Raw genomic sequence first — 14040 nt, 5'->3', positions numbered from 1 at the left:
TCAAGCCGGGGCCTTTCCTATGGTTTTAGTGGCTAGGAGCAGCCCACGAACTCGTACAGCGAAGCCTCGCCCACGCTGGCAACCTTTTGGAAGTCAGGGTCCGAGTCGATGTCTTCGATGCCCGGATACTCTGCGGTTCCGTTGTTGATCTGCCGCGTGCCGAAGTCCAGGACGTAGTCGACGCCGGTTGCCTCCACTGCATCGCACACCTCGGGCATCGAATCGGCGTCCTTGAGGCTGTTGTCGATCACCGCCGCTTCGGGACTCGTATTGGAGAGTGTGTGCTTGTAAGTGGTGTCCCTGTCCGCAATCGCGTAGGCCAGGGCGGCGCCGGTCCATGGGTTCACCGCGATTACGGCATCGGGTTCGGTGAGTTCGGGGAGCTGGCGTAGCAGTTCAAGCTCGTCGGTGGAGACCAGCGCAGAATCATCGTTCACAGCGTACGAGTTCCGGGCGCTGGAGACGGCGGCGTCCATGCTGGCTCCTTGAGTCAGCGGAACCAGAGCCAGGATTGCAACCAGGCCCAGGACGAACGGAGCGGCCCCTGAAACGGCACCCGCCGTTCCGGCAACCCGCGCGCGGACCCAACGGTCCACAGGCTCAAGGACAAGCTGGAGGCCCAGAATGGCGAGCGGTGCGCCCATGATGGGAAGGATCGCAGCCAGACGGTACGGGTCGTTGTACCAGACGCCGGTGATGAACATCCGGTTTTCCGTGATGGGGTAACCGGCTGCTACCACAAAGAGCCAGACGCTCAGCAGGTATCCGCCTGCCACCCAGAGCAGCCGGGGACGGCGGAAGCAGTAAACGAGGCCCAGCAGGACCAGGACACTGATGAAGACGGCAGCGGGGCGCCCGAACGGTGCGTTCAGCAGCGCCTCGCCGAAGGCCTGCGGTGCTGTTTCCACTCGGTCCCAGAAAGCAGCCTCTTCCGGAGGGCGGATAACGTTCCACAGTACGAAGAAAATGGTGAAAGCGGCGGCTGTAGCCAGAGTCGCGAACAGATAGCGGGTCCTGGCGGCCCCCGACCGGTACAGCCCTGCAAGGCCCCGGATGTATGCAGAAAGTACCGCCGGGACAGCGAGGGCAAAGAGCGTCATGACGCCGTTGGGGTGACTGACGGCCACTCCCGGTACGGTCAGCATTGCCAGCAGGATCAGGGTGACAACGGGGATGTCCGGGTGGGGGAGCTGGCGCAGGATGCCGGCCAGGATCATCAGCGCGGCCGGGACCATCGCCAGGGACAGCAGGTTCGGGTAAAGCACTCCGAAGTCCATGAGCAGGATGGGGAAGGCCGAGAAGCTGCCCACCAGCACACCCGCACCCAGGATGGCCGCAGGTGCAAGCTTGGCGAGTCGGCGCACAGCGAACAGCACGCTCAGCGGCCAGACGGCTGCCGAAACCGCAATGATTCCCGCGCTGGTGGCAGCGGTTATCGGAGCTCCGGAGAGCTGGACAATCAGTGAGACGAATCCGTGCCACGCAGCCGGGTAGAAATAGGCCGGCTGGTCAGCGGTCGTCATGGAGGTCAGGTTCAGCGAGGACGCGTTTCCGGTATCCAGAATGTACCGGACGGCGTTGAGATGGAAGTTGTTGTCAAAGGTCTGCGAGAAGTTCTCCGGTGCCCCGATGATATGCACAACCTGCCACCCGATCAGCAGGAACGCCGCTGCGGCAGCAACGAACCAAGGCCCCTGGTGCCGCAGGAAGGAGTGCTCGGCGGAACCGGCAGTCCGTGCGGGGTACCAGGAGAAACGAGTAATGCCGAAGCACGCCGCCAGGACCAGCACCGTGAGGACCAGGACCGGTAATATGCTCCAGCCAATTCCGGCGAACGGGGCTGCGACGGCGCTGACGCTGATCAACGTGACCGTCACCAGCGGGGCCAGCGCAACGGCGTCGAATAGGCGAAGCCTCAGGACCAGGCCGATAGCAAGGCCCGGCACAGTAAGCAGTGCCAGGGCGGTGAGTATTGCGGGAAGGGCCCCGAGCCAATCCATGCGTAAAAATCCTCCGGTGTGTAGGCGGGCTGCAAGGCCCCGCCAATTCTAGCCGTTTTAGGCGCAGATGCCTGCTTCGGTGCCGGGGCGAAAGTGGCGGCGGATCAGGGACTTCTATAGCCTGTACCTACTATGCGTACACGTGGCGGGGCGTCAGAACCGCAAAACCCGCAGGCACCAGCCATCACCAGCACAGGTACCGCCGCCGTCATTACTGCTTTCAACCCTCCTGTAGAACTCGCCCGCCGGGTCGCCTCCATGATCGAGCAGTTCCAAGCCGTGGCCGTGGTCGATGATGGCTCCGCAGCCGGCGCCGACGTGCTGGCGGAGTGCGAGCGCCTTGGCGCAACGGTCCTTAGGCAGGACCGGAACAAGGGGATTGGGGCTGCCCTTAATGCGGGCATAACAGCCCTGCTGGAGAAGTACCGCGGACTTTCATACATCGTGACCTTCGACCAGGACTCTGAACCGCCCACCGGACTGCTGCACAAGTATGAGCAGGCACGGCAGGCTGCAGCCGCGGACGGACTCGCGATCGGTACCGTCAGCCCCGAAAGCGTCTCGGGGAGCCGGGTGCTGAGCCGGGGCGGAAGCGGCGGTTACTTGGAAGTCGCCGAGCCCATCCAGTCGGCGCTGCTCGTCTCACGGGCCGCATTGGACGCCGTCGGCGGTTTTGATGAGGGCCTCTTCATTGACGGAGTGGATACAGACTTCTACTGGCGCCTGCGCGAGGCCGGCTTCTCCGCCGTCGCTGCCCCCGGCGTCGCGCTGGAACACTCGCTGGGAACGCGCACGCAGGCACGTCTGCTGGGCCGCCCGCTGTGCGTCCGAAACCAGCCTGTTGAGCTGATGCAGAGCGCCCCATTCCGCTACTACTACATCGGCCGAAACCGTATTCACCTGCTGCGCCGGTACTTCAGCACCCGGCCGAGCTGGATGCTGCGCGGACTCGCCCTGGACCTAAGGCATGTGATTGTTGTCGTTCTCCTGGGGTCCGGGCGTCGGGAGCGGCTGGGGTATTTTGTAAGGGGGACCGCCGACGGGATGCGGGGCCGGACAGGCAAAGCCCAGGACACGAGGTGAGGAAGTCTATGGACGCCTCGGCAGCGAACACTCAACCACAGCAGAATAGGTATGCAGAGCGCGTGGAACAAGCTGAAAATCCATCGGCCGGCCGGCTACTGGTCATCATGCCTGCCTGGAACGAATCCGCCTCGGTAGGCAACACCGTTACGGAAGTCATCCGGACAGTGCCCAACTGCGACGTCCTGGTCGTGGACGACGGGTCGACGGACAACACGGCGGACCTGGCTGAAGCCGCAGGCGCTGCAGTGCTCCGGCTGCCCTTCAACCTGGGCGTCGGCGGTGCCATGCGCGCCGGCTACAAGTACGCCCAGCGGTGGAATTACAGCCAGGCGATCCAAGTGGACGCGGATGGACAGCACGACCCCAAGGACCTGATCAACGTGGTCAAGGGTTTGGAAGTTGCAGACATCTCCATCGGAGCCCGATTCGCGGAGAAGGGCAACTATGAAGTCCGCGGGCCGCGCAAATGGGCCATGGTCTTCCTCGGCTGGGCAATTTCCCGGATCGCCAAGACCAGGCTCACTGACGTCACATCCGGCTTCCGGGCAGCAAACACTCGAGCCATCGCACAGTACTGCGAGCACTATCCCGCTGAGTACCTCGGGGATACGATCGATTCGCTGGTAGTTGCAGTACGATCCGGTCTCACCGTGACCCAGGTGCCCGTGGAAATGCGTCCCCGGCAGGGCGGTCAGCCCAGCCACAACCCGGTCAAGGCCGCCCTCTACCTCGGCCGCAGCGGATTCGCGCTGCTGATCGCCATGACCCGCAAAAAGACCCGGCTCGCCGGCACGGAAGGAGCAGCTGAATGAACACCGTGCTGCCGTTCATCCTGGCGCTCGCCGTCGTCGGTTCTGTAATCTGGCTGCTCCGCCAACGCAAGCTGCGCGAGAAGTATGCTGCACTCTGGATCTTGGTAGGCCTGGTCACGCTGATCCTGGCGGGTTTCCCCCAGCTGCTCGACTGGGCTACCGAAATCTCCGGCTTCGCGCTGCCCTCCAACCTTCTTTTCATGCTGGCGATCTTCCTGCTGATGGGCGTGTGCCTGCACCTTTCGCTGGAAATCTCCGTGGTGGAGGACGAAACGCGGGCACTGGCAGAGGAAACCGCCATCCTGCGCAGCCAGCTTGACGGTCTGCAGAACCAGGTAGAGCGCCTTAAGCATCAGGTCTCGGCTGCCAACGGCGGCTGCCCGGAGCATCTGCCGCCGGGAGAACACCAGTGAGCGGACAGGTACGGGCCAGCGTCTGCATGGCCGCCTACAACGGATCCCGCTGGATTGGCGAGCAGATCGAATCGATCCTCGCGGACCTGGGCCCGGAAGACGAATTGGTCGTTGTGGATGACAAGTCCACGGACAACACAGCGGACGTCGTCGCCGCAATCGGCGACCCCCGGATCCGCCTGGTGCGGTCCGAGATCAACGAACGCTACGTCCGGACTTTCGGCAAGGCAGCGGCCCTGGCCCGCGGGCAGTACATATTCCTGGCAGACCAGGACGACATCTGGGTTCCCGGCCGGACAGCAAAAATGATCGACGCCCTGGGAAAGACCGCCATGGTTGCCGGGAATGTTGCTCTTTTCGGCGGGCCGGCGGAGAACGCACCGTGGTCCCTGCGCGCCAGGGACTCAAACCGGCGCCTGGCCAACATCGTCGGAGTGATGGTGGGGTACCGCCCCTACTACGGCTGCGCCATGGGCTTCCGCCGCGACTTCGCGGACGTTGTACTGCCCATGCCGCGGTTCCTTTACGAATCGCATGATCTCTGGATGGCACTGGCCGGCAACCTGGCGGGTGAAATGACGCACCTGGGTGAACCGGTGCTGTACCGCCGGTTACACGAGGACAATGAGACTCCACGCCACTGGCGCCGCCTGGATCGAATTCTCAAAGCACGCTGGATGCTGTTGCGCGCACTTGTCACCGCAGGCTTCCGTCTTCGGCAGCGGTCCCGGCGCGCTGCCTGAGCATTTCAGTTAGTATCCCTGAAACAGCGGCGGGCCCCCAAGGGAGGCCCGCCGCTGTTTAACGTTTCTGCGACTCTGCCTAGCGCGCTGCGCCAACGCTCGTACCGGTGCCCCGGTCCCAGCGGCCGGTCAGCGGGCGGTCCCCGGCGTTGCCGAACTGGAAGCTGCTGCTGGCAGTGGGTCGGATGTTGCTGTTGGTCAAATACCAGTAGTTGCCGCGTTTAACACCCACGGTAGTGAAGCGGTCATTGTTCCAGTCCCCGGACACCGGAGTATCACCGGCATTGCCGAACAGGAAGGAGCCCGCGACGCCGGGCCGAATGTTGCTGTTTGTCAGGTAGAAGCGTTGGGCAACGCCCTCAGGACGGCCGACTCCGAGGGTGTCGTAGCCGTCCCCATCCCAATCTCCGACAATAGCGGTGTCCCCGGCCGCACCAAACGCGAAGACGCCGTCCGCTGCTCCGCTGGTAACCGAGTTCTTTAGGTAGACCATGCCGTTACGGAACACACCGATAGTGTCCCGGCCATTTCCGTCCCAGTCGCCGCAAATGGGCTGGTCTCCGGGATCCCCGTAGCGAACCTCACGGACTGTTGCTGTGCCGGTCAGGGAATCGCGGATGTACCAGGTGCCGTTTCGGAAGGCTGCTGGAGTTGCAATACCGTCCCCGTTCCAGTCACAGGTCAGGTACTGGTCGCTGGCGTTTCCGTACTCGAGCCCCTTCGCAGGATTACTACGGTAGTAGAGCTGTCCCGGGCGTCCCACCGATGACTGGCGTGCGAAGCTGCGCAGCTGGTCCACCGAACCCTGGTAAACGTTTGAATCACCTTCGAACGGACCGGTGCTGCTGTATTGCCAAAGCGTGTACCGTGACCAGCCGTTGGGCAGCGCGCCGGGGCCGGTGGTGTTGTAGGCGGCGATGTGCAGGGGCTGCGCCGCGAAGGCGCTTGAGTTGCCCGTGCAGGTGCGCCACCAGTCGGTGGTGGTGTAAATCATCGGCAGTCGTCCCGTGCGGGCTGAGACTGTCTGCGAGAAGTCCCTGATCCAAGACACCATCTGGCCCGCGGACATGTTGTAGCAGGTGTTGCCCAGGGAGGGGTAGGGGTTGTATTCGATGTCCAGCAGCGGCGGCAGGGTATTGCCGTCGGCAGACCAGCCGCCGCCGTTGTTCACGAAATAGTTCGCCTGGGCGGCACCGCTGGAAACGTTGGGAATGGCGAAGTGGTAGGCGCCCCGCAGCATTCCTACGGACGAAGAGCCGTTGTACTGGCTGGAGAACAGCGGGTTCTTGTAGGACGTGGCTTCGGTGGCCTTGACGTAGGCGAAGCGCGCGCCCTGGTTCCATGCGCGGTTCCAGTTGACGGCTGTCTGGTGGCTGCTGACATCCATGCCCTGGAGTCCGGATGGCTGCCACGTTGCTGCGAGGGAGACGGACGGGGCGTCAGCGGTGTGAAGTGCGGGCGCGGCAAGCGGAACGCTTGCCGGTGCGGCTGCGCCGGCGGACGACGGCGCCGCTGCCCCGGGAAAGCCGCCCCCGGTGACGGTGGCGGCGGACGGATCGGTGGCCAGCTCCGGATCTGCCAGGCCGCTGATGATCAGTTTATCCTCGGCATCGAGGCGCTCCGCGATTTCCCCGCCGCCGGGGGACTGCGGGTCCCGGGTCTCCTCCAGGCGCTCAAGGCCCTGGCCCATCTTGGCGCCGAGGATACCGATGATTTCAGCGAGCTCCTCCTCGGTCAGCGCGGAGGGGTCCGCGACCTCGCTTTCAGCGGGTTCCGGGACGGCAGGGGACGACGACGGCGCGTTTACCTCCGGTGCTGCCGGTGTGGGCGCTGCTGATTCCGGCGCGGTTTCCGGAGCCAGGTCCGGGAGCTGTCCCGGAGTTTGCGCGGGTTCGGACTGCTGGGGTTCCTGGCTCTCCGGGGACACCGGCGCGGATTCGGCGGGTTCCTGAATCGTGGGGGCAGGGCCAGCGGGCGACGTTTCGGTGACGGAGTGCTCCGGCGGGAGCTGGGAGGCAGAGGCAGGGGCCGCGGTCGCGGCGAGAGCCACGCAGAGCAGACCTGCCAACACGGAAGCTGATTGACGATGTTTCACGGGATCTCCAGGGTGCGGTGAACTTCACTCTGAACCTTACCGGGACGGTTGGGGATACTGTGACCAGTGGCGTTCAGAGGGAGGTCGCAAACTAGCGATCAGGAGACTGCAACGATTGGGGTTTCGCGGACATTCGGACCCAGCGGCACTACGTGCGCCTACAGGCGTTTATCCACATTAGGTACCCTTCACTCTCGTCAGGTGCTAATAATTCCCCTATCCTCGCCCGCATGGCCTCACTGGCCTGCAGAAACAGTCTCATTCTCGTTGCCGCGGACGGAACGCCGCGGCAGGATCCGGGGGAGCACGAATGGACGCGGTGCGAATTGTCGAAGACGAGGTACGCGAGCTCATCCGCGTCCGCGGGCTGGACCCGGCACGCCAGGCCGGTGAAGTCCGGCGGCTGGTCGACGCCGCGGTCCAGGACTACGACGACCGCTCGCTGCTCGGCTCGCTTCCCGCACTGGGCCATCTCGAGCGGGCTGCCAAACAGGTTTTTGACTCAGTCGCTGGCTACGGAGCCCTTCAGCCCCTGCTGGATGACCCGAGCGTGGAAGAAGTCTGGATCAACTCGCCCGGGGAAGTGTACGTAGCCCGCGACGGGCGTTCGGAACTGACCGCACTCAACCTGACTACCGAGCAGATCCGGGACCTGGTGGAGCGGATGTTGAAGTCTTCGGGCCGGCGCCTGGACCTGTCCTCGCCTTTCGTTGACGCAGCACTTCCGGACGGATCACGGCTGCATGTGGTCATACCGGATGTGACGCGTCGGCACTGGGCGGTGAACATCAGGAAGTTCATAGTCAGGGCCAGCCGGCTGGAACACCTCGTGGAACTTGGAACCCTGACGCCCCAGGCCGCGAAGTTCCTCTCAGCGGCGGTGGCCGGAGGCCTCAACATCCTGGTCTCGGGAGCCACACAGGCCGGCAAGACGACATTGCTGAATTGCCTCGCAGCGTCCATAGGCGCACGGGAAAGGGTAGTGACGGTCGAGGAAATTTTCGAGCTCCAGCTGCCGCTGCGGGATGTTGTCGGCCTGCAGTGCAGGCAGCCCAACCTTGAAGGCACTGGGGAGATACCGCTGCGGCGCCTGGTCAAGGAAGCCTTGCGTATGCGGCCAGACCGACTGATTGTTGGGGAAGTCCGGGAAGCGGAGAGTCTGGACATGTTAATTGCTTTGAATTCAGGCCTTCCTGGAATGTGCACCGTCCACGCAAACAGCGCCCACGACGCCGTCACCAAGATCTCAACACTGCCGCTACTGGCGGGCGCCAATATTTCAAGCTCCTTCGTGGTGCCGACTGTTGCCTCGTGCATCGATCTGGTGGTCCACTGCGTCCGGACTCCCGCCGGCAAACGGGAGGTGGCGGAAATCCTGGCCCTGGGGCGAAGGGTAGAGAACGGTGTCATAGAGTCGACGCTGGTGTTCCACCGTGAGAACGGAAGGCTGGAGGCCTCACCGTCATCGCTGCCCTCACCGGACAAGTTCGCCCGTGCCGGAATGAACCTGGCCGACCTCCTGGAACCGGCAGCATGAGCGCGATCGCCGGACTGACACTGGGCCTGGGCCTGTTCCTGGTGTGGTGGTCCTGCTGGGTCGTTCCGGAGAGGGCACCGAAGCCTCGTCGACCTGGGCGGCTCGAGGAGTTGCTGCGGACATCAGGCGTCAGCCGCGTGACGCCGGGAGGACTCATTCTCAGCAGCGCACTGCTTGGCATGCTGGTCCTCCTCACGGCGTGGGTCCTCACCGGTTCTCTCCCGATAGCGGGCTGCTTTGGGGTCTTCGCCTCGGCCCTTCCCGTGACGGCGGTACGCTGGCAGGCCGCCAGGCGGAGTGCCTCGCTCTTGGAACTGTGGCCTGACGCGGTCGACCACCTGCGCTCTGCCATACGCGCCGGAATGTCCCTGCCTGAAGCTCTTATCCAACTGGGGGACAATGGACCCGAGGAGCTTCGGGCGCCCTTCCGGGAGTTCGGTGCCGACTACCGTTCCGGGGGCTCGTTCGATGAGGCACTGGACGCGCTCAAAGACCGCCTCGCGGATCCGGTGGGGGACCGGATCGTAGAATCCCTGCGCATAACCCGGCAAGTTGGCGGATCGGATCTCGGACGGCTGCTGGGGACGCTGGCCGAGTTCCTCCGGGAGAACGCACGGACACGCAGCGAATTGCTGGCCAGGCAGTCCTGGACCATCAACGCGGCCAGGCTCGCCGTAGCAGCGCCGTGGATAGTCCTAGTACTTATGGCCACTGCCCCTGAAGCCGTAGAAGCCTACAACACGCCTGCGGGAGCTGCTGTCCTGGCCGCTGGCATGGTCATTTCCGTGGGTTGCTACCGCCTGATGCTCCGCATAGGAGCGCTGCCTGCCGAGAGAAGGGTCCTGCGGTGAGCGGCGTCTGGCCCTTGGCCATGCTGATGGGCGCATGCCTTGGGACCGGATTGTGGTTGGCCGTCGTCCGCCTTCCGTTCCTGCGTCCCACCTCGTTTGCGGATCGGATTGCACCCCAGCTGCGTTCCGCGTCCCCGGGCTCCAGGCTCCTCGCACCCGCGGACGTCACACCATTTGGTCCCCTTGAACGTGTTTTCCGGCCTCTGCTAGCCGAACTGGCGGGAAGGCTCGAACGCATAAACCCAGCGGCGTCCTCGCTGCAGAAACGCTTGGACCGCGCCGGAAACCATATGAGCGTCCTGGAATTCCGCTCAGCCCAGCTCCTATTTGCGGGCGCGGGGCTGCTGTCTGGCGGAGCCTGCGGCATCTGGCTTGCAGCCAACGGGCACATCTCGGTTCCGGCCGTCGCAACGCTGGCCCTGGCCACGGGGGTGCTGGGGTACTTGCTCCGCGACTACTTGCTGACCAGGCAGGTCAAGAAGCGCGAGGCGCTCATGCTCGCGGAGTTTCCCAGCCTCGCCGAGATGATGGCGCTGGCCGTCGGCGCCGGGGAGAGCGCCGGCGGTGCCTTGGAACGTGTTGCCCGCACCTCGGGCGGAGAACTGTCCAAGGAATTCGGGCGTGCCCTCGCGGAGACGCGCTCGGGGACGCCGTTATTGGCGTCCCTGGGCAACATCTCGAAACGCACCCAGTTGGCTCCGCTCTCAAGGTTCGTGGACGGAATGTCCGTGGCTATCGAACGTGGAACCCCTCTGGCAGATGTCCTGCGCTCGCAGGCACAGGACGTCCGTGACATGGCCAAGCGCGAACTGATGGAGGAAGCCGGCAAGAAGGAAATCGCGATGATGGTTCCCCTGGTCTTCGGTGTCCTTCCGCTGACCGTCCTCTTCGCGGTCTTCCCCGGCCTCTCCCTTCTCAGCATTGGACTTTGATGTCACCAGTGAAATCGCAAACCACTACCCACCGGAAAACCAACGAAAGGACTTCCATGAGAACCCGAATCGCTCTGCGGATGTTGCCGGCCCTCCTAGCTGCCAGCATCATGACCCGGCTTCAGGCAGCATTGCATCCCCCAATCTCCGAGAGGGAGCGGGGCGACGTCCCCGGTTGGGTCATGATCACACTTATGTCCGCCGTATTGGTTGCCGCGATCCTCACCGTGGCGCGGCCCGCCCTGGTATCCCTCTTTGAATCAGCAATCGCCCAAGTCCAGAAGTAGGGGCGGGGACAAAAGCAGGGACGCTGCCAGCCGGGGAGGTGTTCGAAGTTGGCACGCCGCCAGCGGGAACGCCCTCAGCACTGGGGGCGGCGTCAGAAGTCACCACGCAGACAGCGGGAACGCCCTGAGCACTGGCGGCGGTGCCAGAAGTTACCACGCCGCCACCAAGGACGCCCTCAGGACTAGGACCGCCACCGGCACCAGGAACGCCACGATAACGAGGGCTGACGCCGGAAAGGGGGATGAACCGATCCAAGAACGTGATTCCGGTTCCGCCGTTGTTGACTTCGTCCTGGTGGGTGCCCTGCTGACTGTCATCGTGGTGGCAGTGATACAGCTGGCTCTGGTGCTGCACGTGCGCAACACCCTCACGGATGCAGCAGCGTCCGGTGCACGCTACGGGACTCTGGCAGACCGGAACGCACAGGACGGCGTGGAACGGGCCCGGCAATTGATCTCCGGTTCCCTAAGCCCCGAATTTGCGCAGGACATTTCCTATGCGCGGACTGAGGATTCGGGGCACACAATGCTCAAGGTCACGGTGCGCGCTCCGCTGCCGGTCATTGGCCTGATTGGCCCGCAGGGAGGAATCGAGGTGGCAGGACATGCCTACTGGCCGGACTGATGGATTGCCGCCCGCGCCGGGCACGGACCACCGGGAAGAGAACGAGGAAGGAAGCGCCGCGGTCGAATTTGTCTTCCTGGGAGTCCTGCTGCTGGTTCCGTTGGTCTACCTGATCCTCACTGCCGGTCAGGTCCAGGGGGCCGCCTACGCAATGGTCGGTGCTGCGGAGCATGCAGCGAAGGTCTACGCGGCGGCTTCTCCTGAAGACGGACCGGACGGGCAGGCACGGGCTGCGGCGGAACTGGCACTCACTGATTTTGGATTCGACCCCGGTGCCCTTGAGCTCCAGATAACGTGCAGCCCGGAATGCGGAGTCCCAGGATCGACAGTGACGGTCACGGCCGCCATGAACGTGCCACTCCCGTTCGCCGGCGCTTTAGGGGCGGATTTGGCGCCAGTACGGGTCGATTCGACATCCATGCAGACGGTTGAGAGGTACGGATGACCGATCTATGCCGCGCATGTCCGGAAGCAGCATCGGACGCCCGTGACTCAGGCCAGGTCGGAGTGCTGATCCTTGGATACGTGGTCCTGGCGCTGCTGGTTATCACCGTGATTGCAGCGGCCTCGTCGGTTTACCTGGGCCACAAGAAGCTCCTGTCCGCTGCTGACGGGGCGGCGTTGGCGGCTGCCGATACCTTCTCACTGGCGCAGGTGCAGGGCTCGGGCGGGTCTGCCCCGGTGGCTCTCCTGGATTCGGGCCGGGTAACCGCACAGGTCCAGAGCTACCTGGAGCAAAGCCGCGCAGGAGAGGCGACTCCATCCCTCCGGATCGAGCCGGAAACCGGCACCCCGGACGGGCGCACCGCACGCGTGGTCCTGTCCGGCGTCGTTCATCCGCCGATCGTGAACTTCCTCGTTCCGAACGGTATCCGGATCACCGCTGAAAGCGACGCGCGGGCTCGCCTGACCCGCTAAGTCCCGGTCGGGGCCAGACGCCGATGCCCTGCGCTCAGGCAGGCCCTCGGTGAGACGCCAATTCCCGGCCCGGCGCGGCGCTGGCGCGCCCGTGCTCACACCGGCCGCTGCCAGGCGCGCACCCGGTCGTCCAGCCCCCGCCGCGCGCTCCCGCGAGGCAGCAAAGCTAGGAAGCCTTCGCCTGCTCCTGCGGCGGGTAATGCCCCCAGCCGCCGTGATCCACTTCGAGCAGCGTGCCGTCGTCGGCATAGCAAAGGGTGACGCGCTCGCCGTACAGGTCGCAGGCCGGGTCCGGGCAGCGGTCACGCAGCGATCCAACGTAATCGGCCGCATCATACTGGTCCCAATCGTCCAGCTTGCCGATAGCCCAGGGATCGCCCTGTTCGGCAAGCTCTTCAAGTTCGTCGCGGCCGTAGCTGTGTCCGCGCTCTGGGTGGCGGATGGGGGAGGGGGAAGCGTTCATCGAGTTCGAAGCTCCTTTCCGGATCGGACAGCACCAATCTACTCCCGGGCCCTGACATCCATGCGGACAAAGCTTCGGTGCGTCCCGGATCCGGCCCGTCATCCGCCGGGCACCTCCAGACCGGAAAACCGGGGCATGGCGTAGTCTGTAATCACCATGGCTGAAATTGATTTTCCCGCAGAAATCCGCGCCCTCCGCTCCACGTTTGCCTCCATCGAGGACGTCTCTAACGTCGCCGCGATGAAGGAGGACATCGCTGAACTCAGCGAGATGGCGGGGGAACCCAACCTGTGGGATGACCCGGACGCGGCCCAGAAGATCACGTCCAAGCTCTCGCACAAGCAGAGCGCCCTGGAACGCCTGCAGAAGCTTGAGGCACGCATTGACGACCTCGAAGTGCTCGTAGAGCTCGCCCAGGATGAATCCGACGCCGACAGCAAGGCGGAGGCGGTGTCCGAGCTGGAGTCCCTGCGCAAGGCGCTCTCCGAGCTCGAAGTTGTGACCCTGCTCTCCGGCGAGTACGACGAACGCGAAGCGGTGGTGACCATCCGAGCCGGCGCCGGCGGGGTGGACGCCGCAGACTTCGCGGACATGCTCCTGCGCATGTACCTGCGCTGGGCGGAACGCCACGGCTATCCGACCCAGGTCCTGGACACCTCCTACGCCGAAGAAGCTGGCTTGAAGTCCGCGACGTTCGAGGTCAAAGCGCCCTACGCCTTCGGCACGCTGGTGGTGGAAGCCGGCACCCACCGGCTGGTCCGCATCAGCCCGTTCGATAACCAGGGCCGCCGCCAAACCTCCTTCGCCGCCGTCGAGGTTATTCCGCTCATCGAGGCGACGGACCACATCGACATTCCGGACAATGAAATCCGCGTGGACGTCTTCCGCTCCTCCGGCCCCGGCGGACAGTCCGTGAACACCACGGACTCCGCCGTACGCCTGACGCATATCCCGACTGGCACCGTGGTTTCAATGCAGAACGAGAAGTCCCAGCTGCAGAACCGCGCGGCTGCCATGCGTGTGCTTCAGTCCCGCCTCCTGCTGTTGAAGAAGGAGCAGGAAGACGCCGAAAAGAAGGCCTTCGCCGGCGACGTCAAGGCATCCTGGGGGGACCAGATGCGCTCTTACGTGCTCAACCCGTACCAGATGGTCAAGGACCTGCGCACCGAACACGAAGTGGGCAACACCTCTGCAGTGTTCGACGGCGAGATTGACGACTTCATCGACGCCGGCATCCGCTGGCGTGCCAATGGCAGCGTGTCAGCCCGCAATTAGACA

At 64.3% G+C, this 14040-nt stretch carries 14 protein-coding genes; 11 read left to right on the top strand and 3 right to left on the bottom strand.

Features of this window, described 5'->3' with window-relative positions; genetic code table 11:
• Positions 1–32: 32 nt before the first annotated feature.
• Positions 33–2000 carry a DUF6541 family protein gene (locus GD628_RS00875; RefSeq protein ID WP_091603239.1) on the bottom strand — a complete coding sequence of 656 codons (1968 nt, stop codon included), beginning with the start codon at positions 1998–2000 and terminating at the stop codon, positions 33–35.
• A gap of 132 nt (positions 2001–2132) precedes the next feature.
• Here GD628_RS00875 and GD628_RS00870 point away from each other — a divergent pair, with 132 nt between their 5' ends.
• The 4 genes from GD628_RS00870 to GD628_RS00855 all read left to right on the top strand — a co-directional run bounded on the left by GD628_RS00870 (position 2133) and on the right by GD628_RS00855 (position 5054).
• A complete protein-coding gene (locus GD628_RS00870) occupies positions 2133–3083 on the top strand; it encodes a glycosyltransferase family 2 protein (RefSeq protein ID WP_091603242.1) in 951 nt (316 codons plus the stop codon).
• 107 nt (positions 3084–3190) lie between these two features.
• The gene (locus GD628_RS00865) at positions 3191–3898 is read left to right on the top strand and encodes a glycosyltransferase family 2 protein (protein WP_091603802.1); all 708 of its coding nucleotides are present in this window, start codon (positions 3191–3193) and stop codon (positions 3896–3898) included.
• Positions 3895–4311 carry a DUF2304 domain-containing protein gene (locus GD628_RS00860; RefSeq protein ID WP_091603245.1) on the top strand — a complete coding sequence of 139 codons (417 nt, stop codon included), beginning with the start codon at positions 3895–3897 and terminating at the stop codon, positions 4309–4311. Before GD628_RS00865 ends, GD628_RS00860 begins: the two co-directional genes overlap by 4 nt.
• On the top strand, positions 4308–5054 hold the full coding sequence (locus GD628_RS00855) for a glycosyltransferase (protein ID WP_226802286.1): 747 nt from the start codon (positions 4308–4310) through the stop codon (positions 5052–5054). The genes GD628_RS00860 and GD628_RS00855 overlap by 4 nt, the downstream gene beginning before the upstream one ends.
• Before the next feature lie 79 nt (positions 5055–5133).
• Here GD628_RS00855 and GD628_RS16590 read toward each other — a convergent pair whose 3' ends face one another.
• On the bottom strand, positions 5134–7104 hold the full coding sequence (locus GD628_RS16590) for a lysozyme (RefSeq protein WP_226802285.1): 1971 nt from the start codon (positions 7102–7104) through the stop codon (positions 5134–5136).
• Positions 7105–7459: 355 nt separating this feature from the next.
• Between GD628_RS16590 and GD628_RS00845 the strand changes: the two genes are divergently transcribed.
• The 6 genes from GD628_RS00845 to GD628_RS00815 all read left to right on the top strand — a co-directional run bounded on the left by GD628_RS00845 (position 7460) and on the right by GD628_RS00815 (position 12299).
• The gene (locus GD628_RS00845) at positions 7460–8686 is read left to right on the top strand and encodes a TadA family conjugal transfer-associated ATPase (RefSeq protein WP_091603251.1); all 1227 of its coding nucleotides are present in this window, start codon (positions 7460–7462) and stop codon (positions 8684–8686) included.
• Positions 8683–9537 carry a type II secretion system F family protein gene (locus GD628_RS00840; RefSeq protein ID WP_152273563.1) on the top strand — a complete coding sequence of 285 codons (855 nt, stop codon included), beginning with the start codon at positions 8683–8685 and terminating at the stop codon, positions 9535–9537. The genes GD628_RS00845 and GD628_RS00840 overlap by 4 nt, the downstream gene beginning before the upstream one ends.
• Positions 9538–9827: 290 nt before the next feature.
• A complete protein-coding gene (locus GD628_RS00835) occupies positions 9828–10469 on the top strand; it encodes a type II secretion system F family protein (RefSeq protein WP_338083401.1) in 642 nt (213 codons plus the stop codon).
• Positions 10470–11051: 582 nt separating this feature from the next.
• Positions 11052–11381, top strand: a complete 330-nt coding sequence (locus GD628_RS00825; protein WP_420837561.1) for a TadE family protein — start codon at positions 11052–11054, stop codon at positions 11379–11381.
• Positions 11362–11826 (top strand): hypothetical protein, encoded by a 465-nt coding sequence (locus GD628_RS00820; protein WP_141653647.1) that lies wholly within the window; start codon positions 11362–11364, stop codon positions 11824–11826. The genes GD628_RS00825 and GD628_RS00820 overlap by 20 nt, the downstream gene beginning before the upstream one ends.
• A complete protein-coding gene (locus tag GD628_RS00815) occupies positions 11823–12299 on the top strand; it encodes a pilus assembly protein TadG-related protein (RefSeq protein WP_152273562.1) in 477 nt (158 codons plus the stop codon). The genes GD628_RS00820 and GD628_RS00815 overlap by 4 nt, the downstream gene beginning before the upstream one ends.
• Positions 12300–12465: 166 nt before the next feature.
• Here the strand turns inward: GD628_RS00815 and GD628_RS00810 are convergent, their stop codons facing one another.
• A complete protein-coding gene (locus GD628_RS00810; protein WP_091603265.1) occupies positions 12466–12762 on the bottom strand; it encodes a hypothetical protein in 297 nt (98 codons plus the stop codon).
• A 156-nt stretch (positions 12763–12918) separates the two neighbouring features.
• Here GD628_RS00810 and prfB point away from each other — a divergent pair, with 156 nt between their 5' ends.
• Entirely contained in the window at positions 12919–14037 is a 1119-nt protein-coding gene (gene prfB / locus GD628_RS00805; RefSeq protein WP_091603268.1) for a peptide chain release factor 2, read from the top strand.
• The last annotated feature ends 3 nt before the right edge of the window (positions 14038–14040 follow it).

Origin of the sequence: Arthrobacter koreensis (genome assembly GCF_009193255.1) — a bacterium.
GTDB lineage: Bacteria > Actinomycetota > Actinomycetes > Actinomycetales > Micrococcaceae > Arthrobacter_B > Arthrobacter_B koreensis.
This window is presented reverse-complemented; position numbering and strand designations above follow the sequence as displayed.

What these genes read in the sequence shown, in the direction of transcription:
- GD628_RS00820 (WP_141653647.1), top strand. Translation starts at nt 11,362, where the DNA reads ATGCCTACTGGCCGGACTGATGGATTGCCGCCCGCGCCGGGCACGGAC.
- prfB (WP_091603268.1), top strand. Translation starts at nt 12,919, where the DNA reads ATGGCTGAAATTGATTTTCCCGCAGAAATCCGCGCCCTCCGCTCCACG.
- GD628_RS00860 (WP_091603245.1), top strand. Translation starts at nt 3,895, where the DNA reads ATGAACACCGTGCTGCCGTTCATCCTGGCGCTCGCCGTCGTCGGTTCT.
- GD628_RS00840 (WP_152273563.1), top strand. Translation starts at nt 8,683, where the DNA reads ATGAGCGCGATCGCCGGACTGACACTGGGCCTGGGCCTGTTCCTGGTG.
- GD628_RS00870 (WP_091603242.1), top strand. Translation starts at nt 2,133, where the DNA reads ATGCGTACACGTGGCGGGGCGTCAGAACCGCAAAACCCGCAGGCACCA.
- GD628_RS00835 (WP_338083401.1), top strand. Translation starts at nt 9,828, where the DNA reads ATGAGCGTCCTGGAATTCCGCTCAGCCCAGCTCCTATTTGCGGGCGCG.
- GD628_RS00810 (WP_091603265.1), bottom strand. Translation starts at nt 12,762, where the DNA reads ATGAACGCTTCCCCCTCCCCCATCCGCCACCCAGAGCGCGGACACAGC.
- GD628_RS00865 (WP_091603802.1), top strand. Translation starts at nt 3,191, where the DNA reads ATGCCTGCCTGGAACGAATCCGCCTCGGTAGGCAACACCGTTACGGAA.
- GD628_RS00845 (WP_091603251.1), top strand. Translation starts at nt 7,460, where the DNA reads ATGGACGCGGTGCGAATTGTCGAAGACGAGGTACGCGAGCTCATCCGC.
- GD628_RS00875 (WP_091603239.1), bottom strand. Translation starts at nt 2,000, where the DNA reads ATGGATTGGCTCGGGGCCCTTCCCGCAATACTCACCGCCCTGGCACTG.
- GD628_RS00815 (WP_152273562.1), top strand. Translation starts at nt 11,823, where the DNA reads ATGACCGATCTATGCCGCGCATGTCCGGAAGCAGCATCGGACGCCCGT.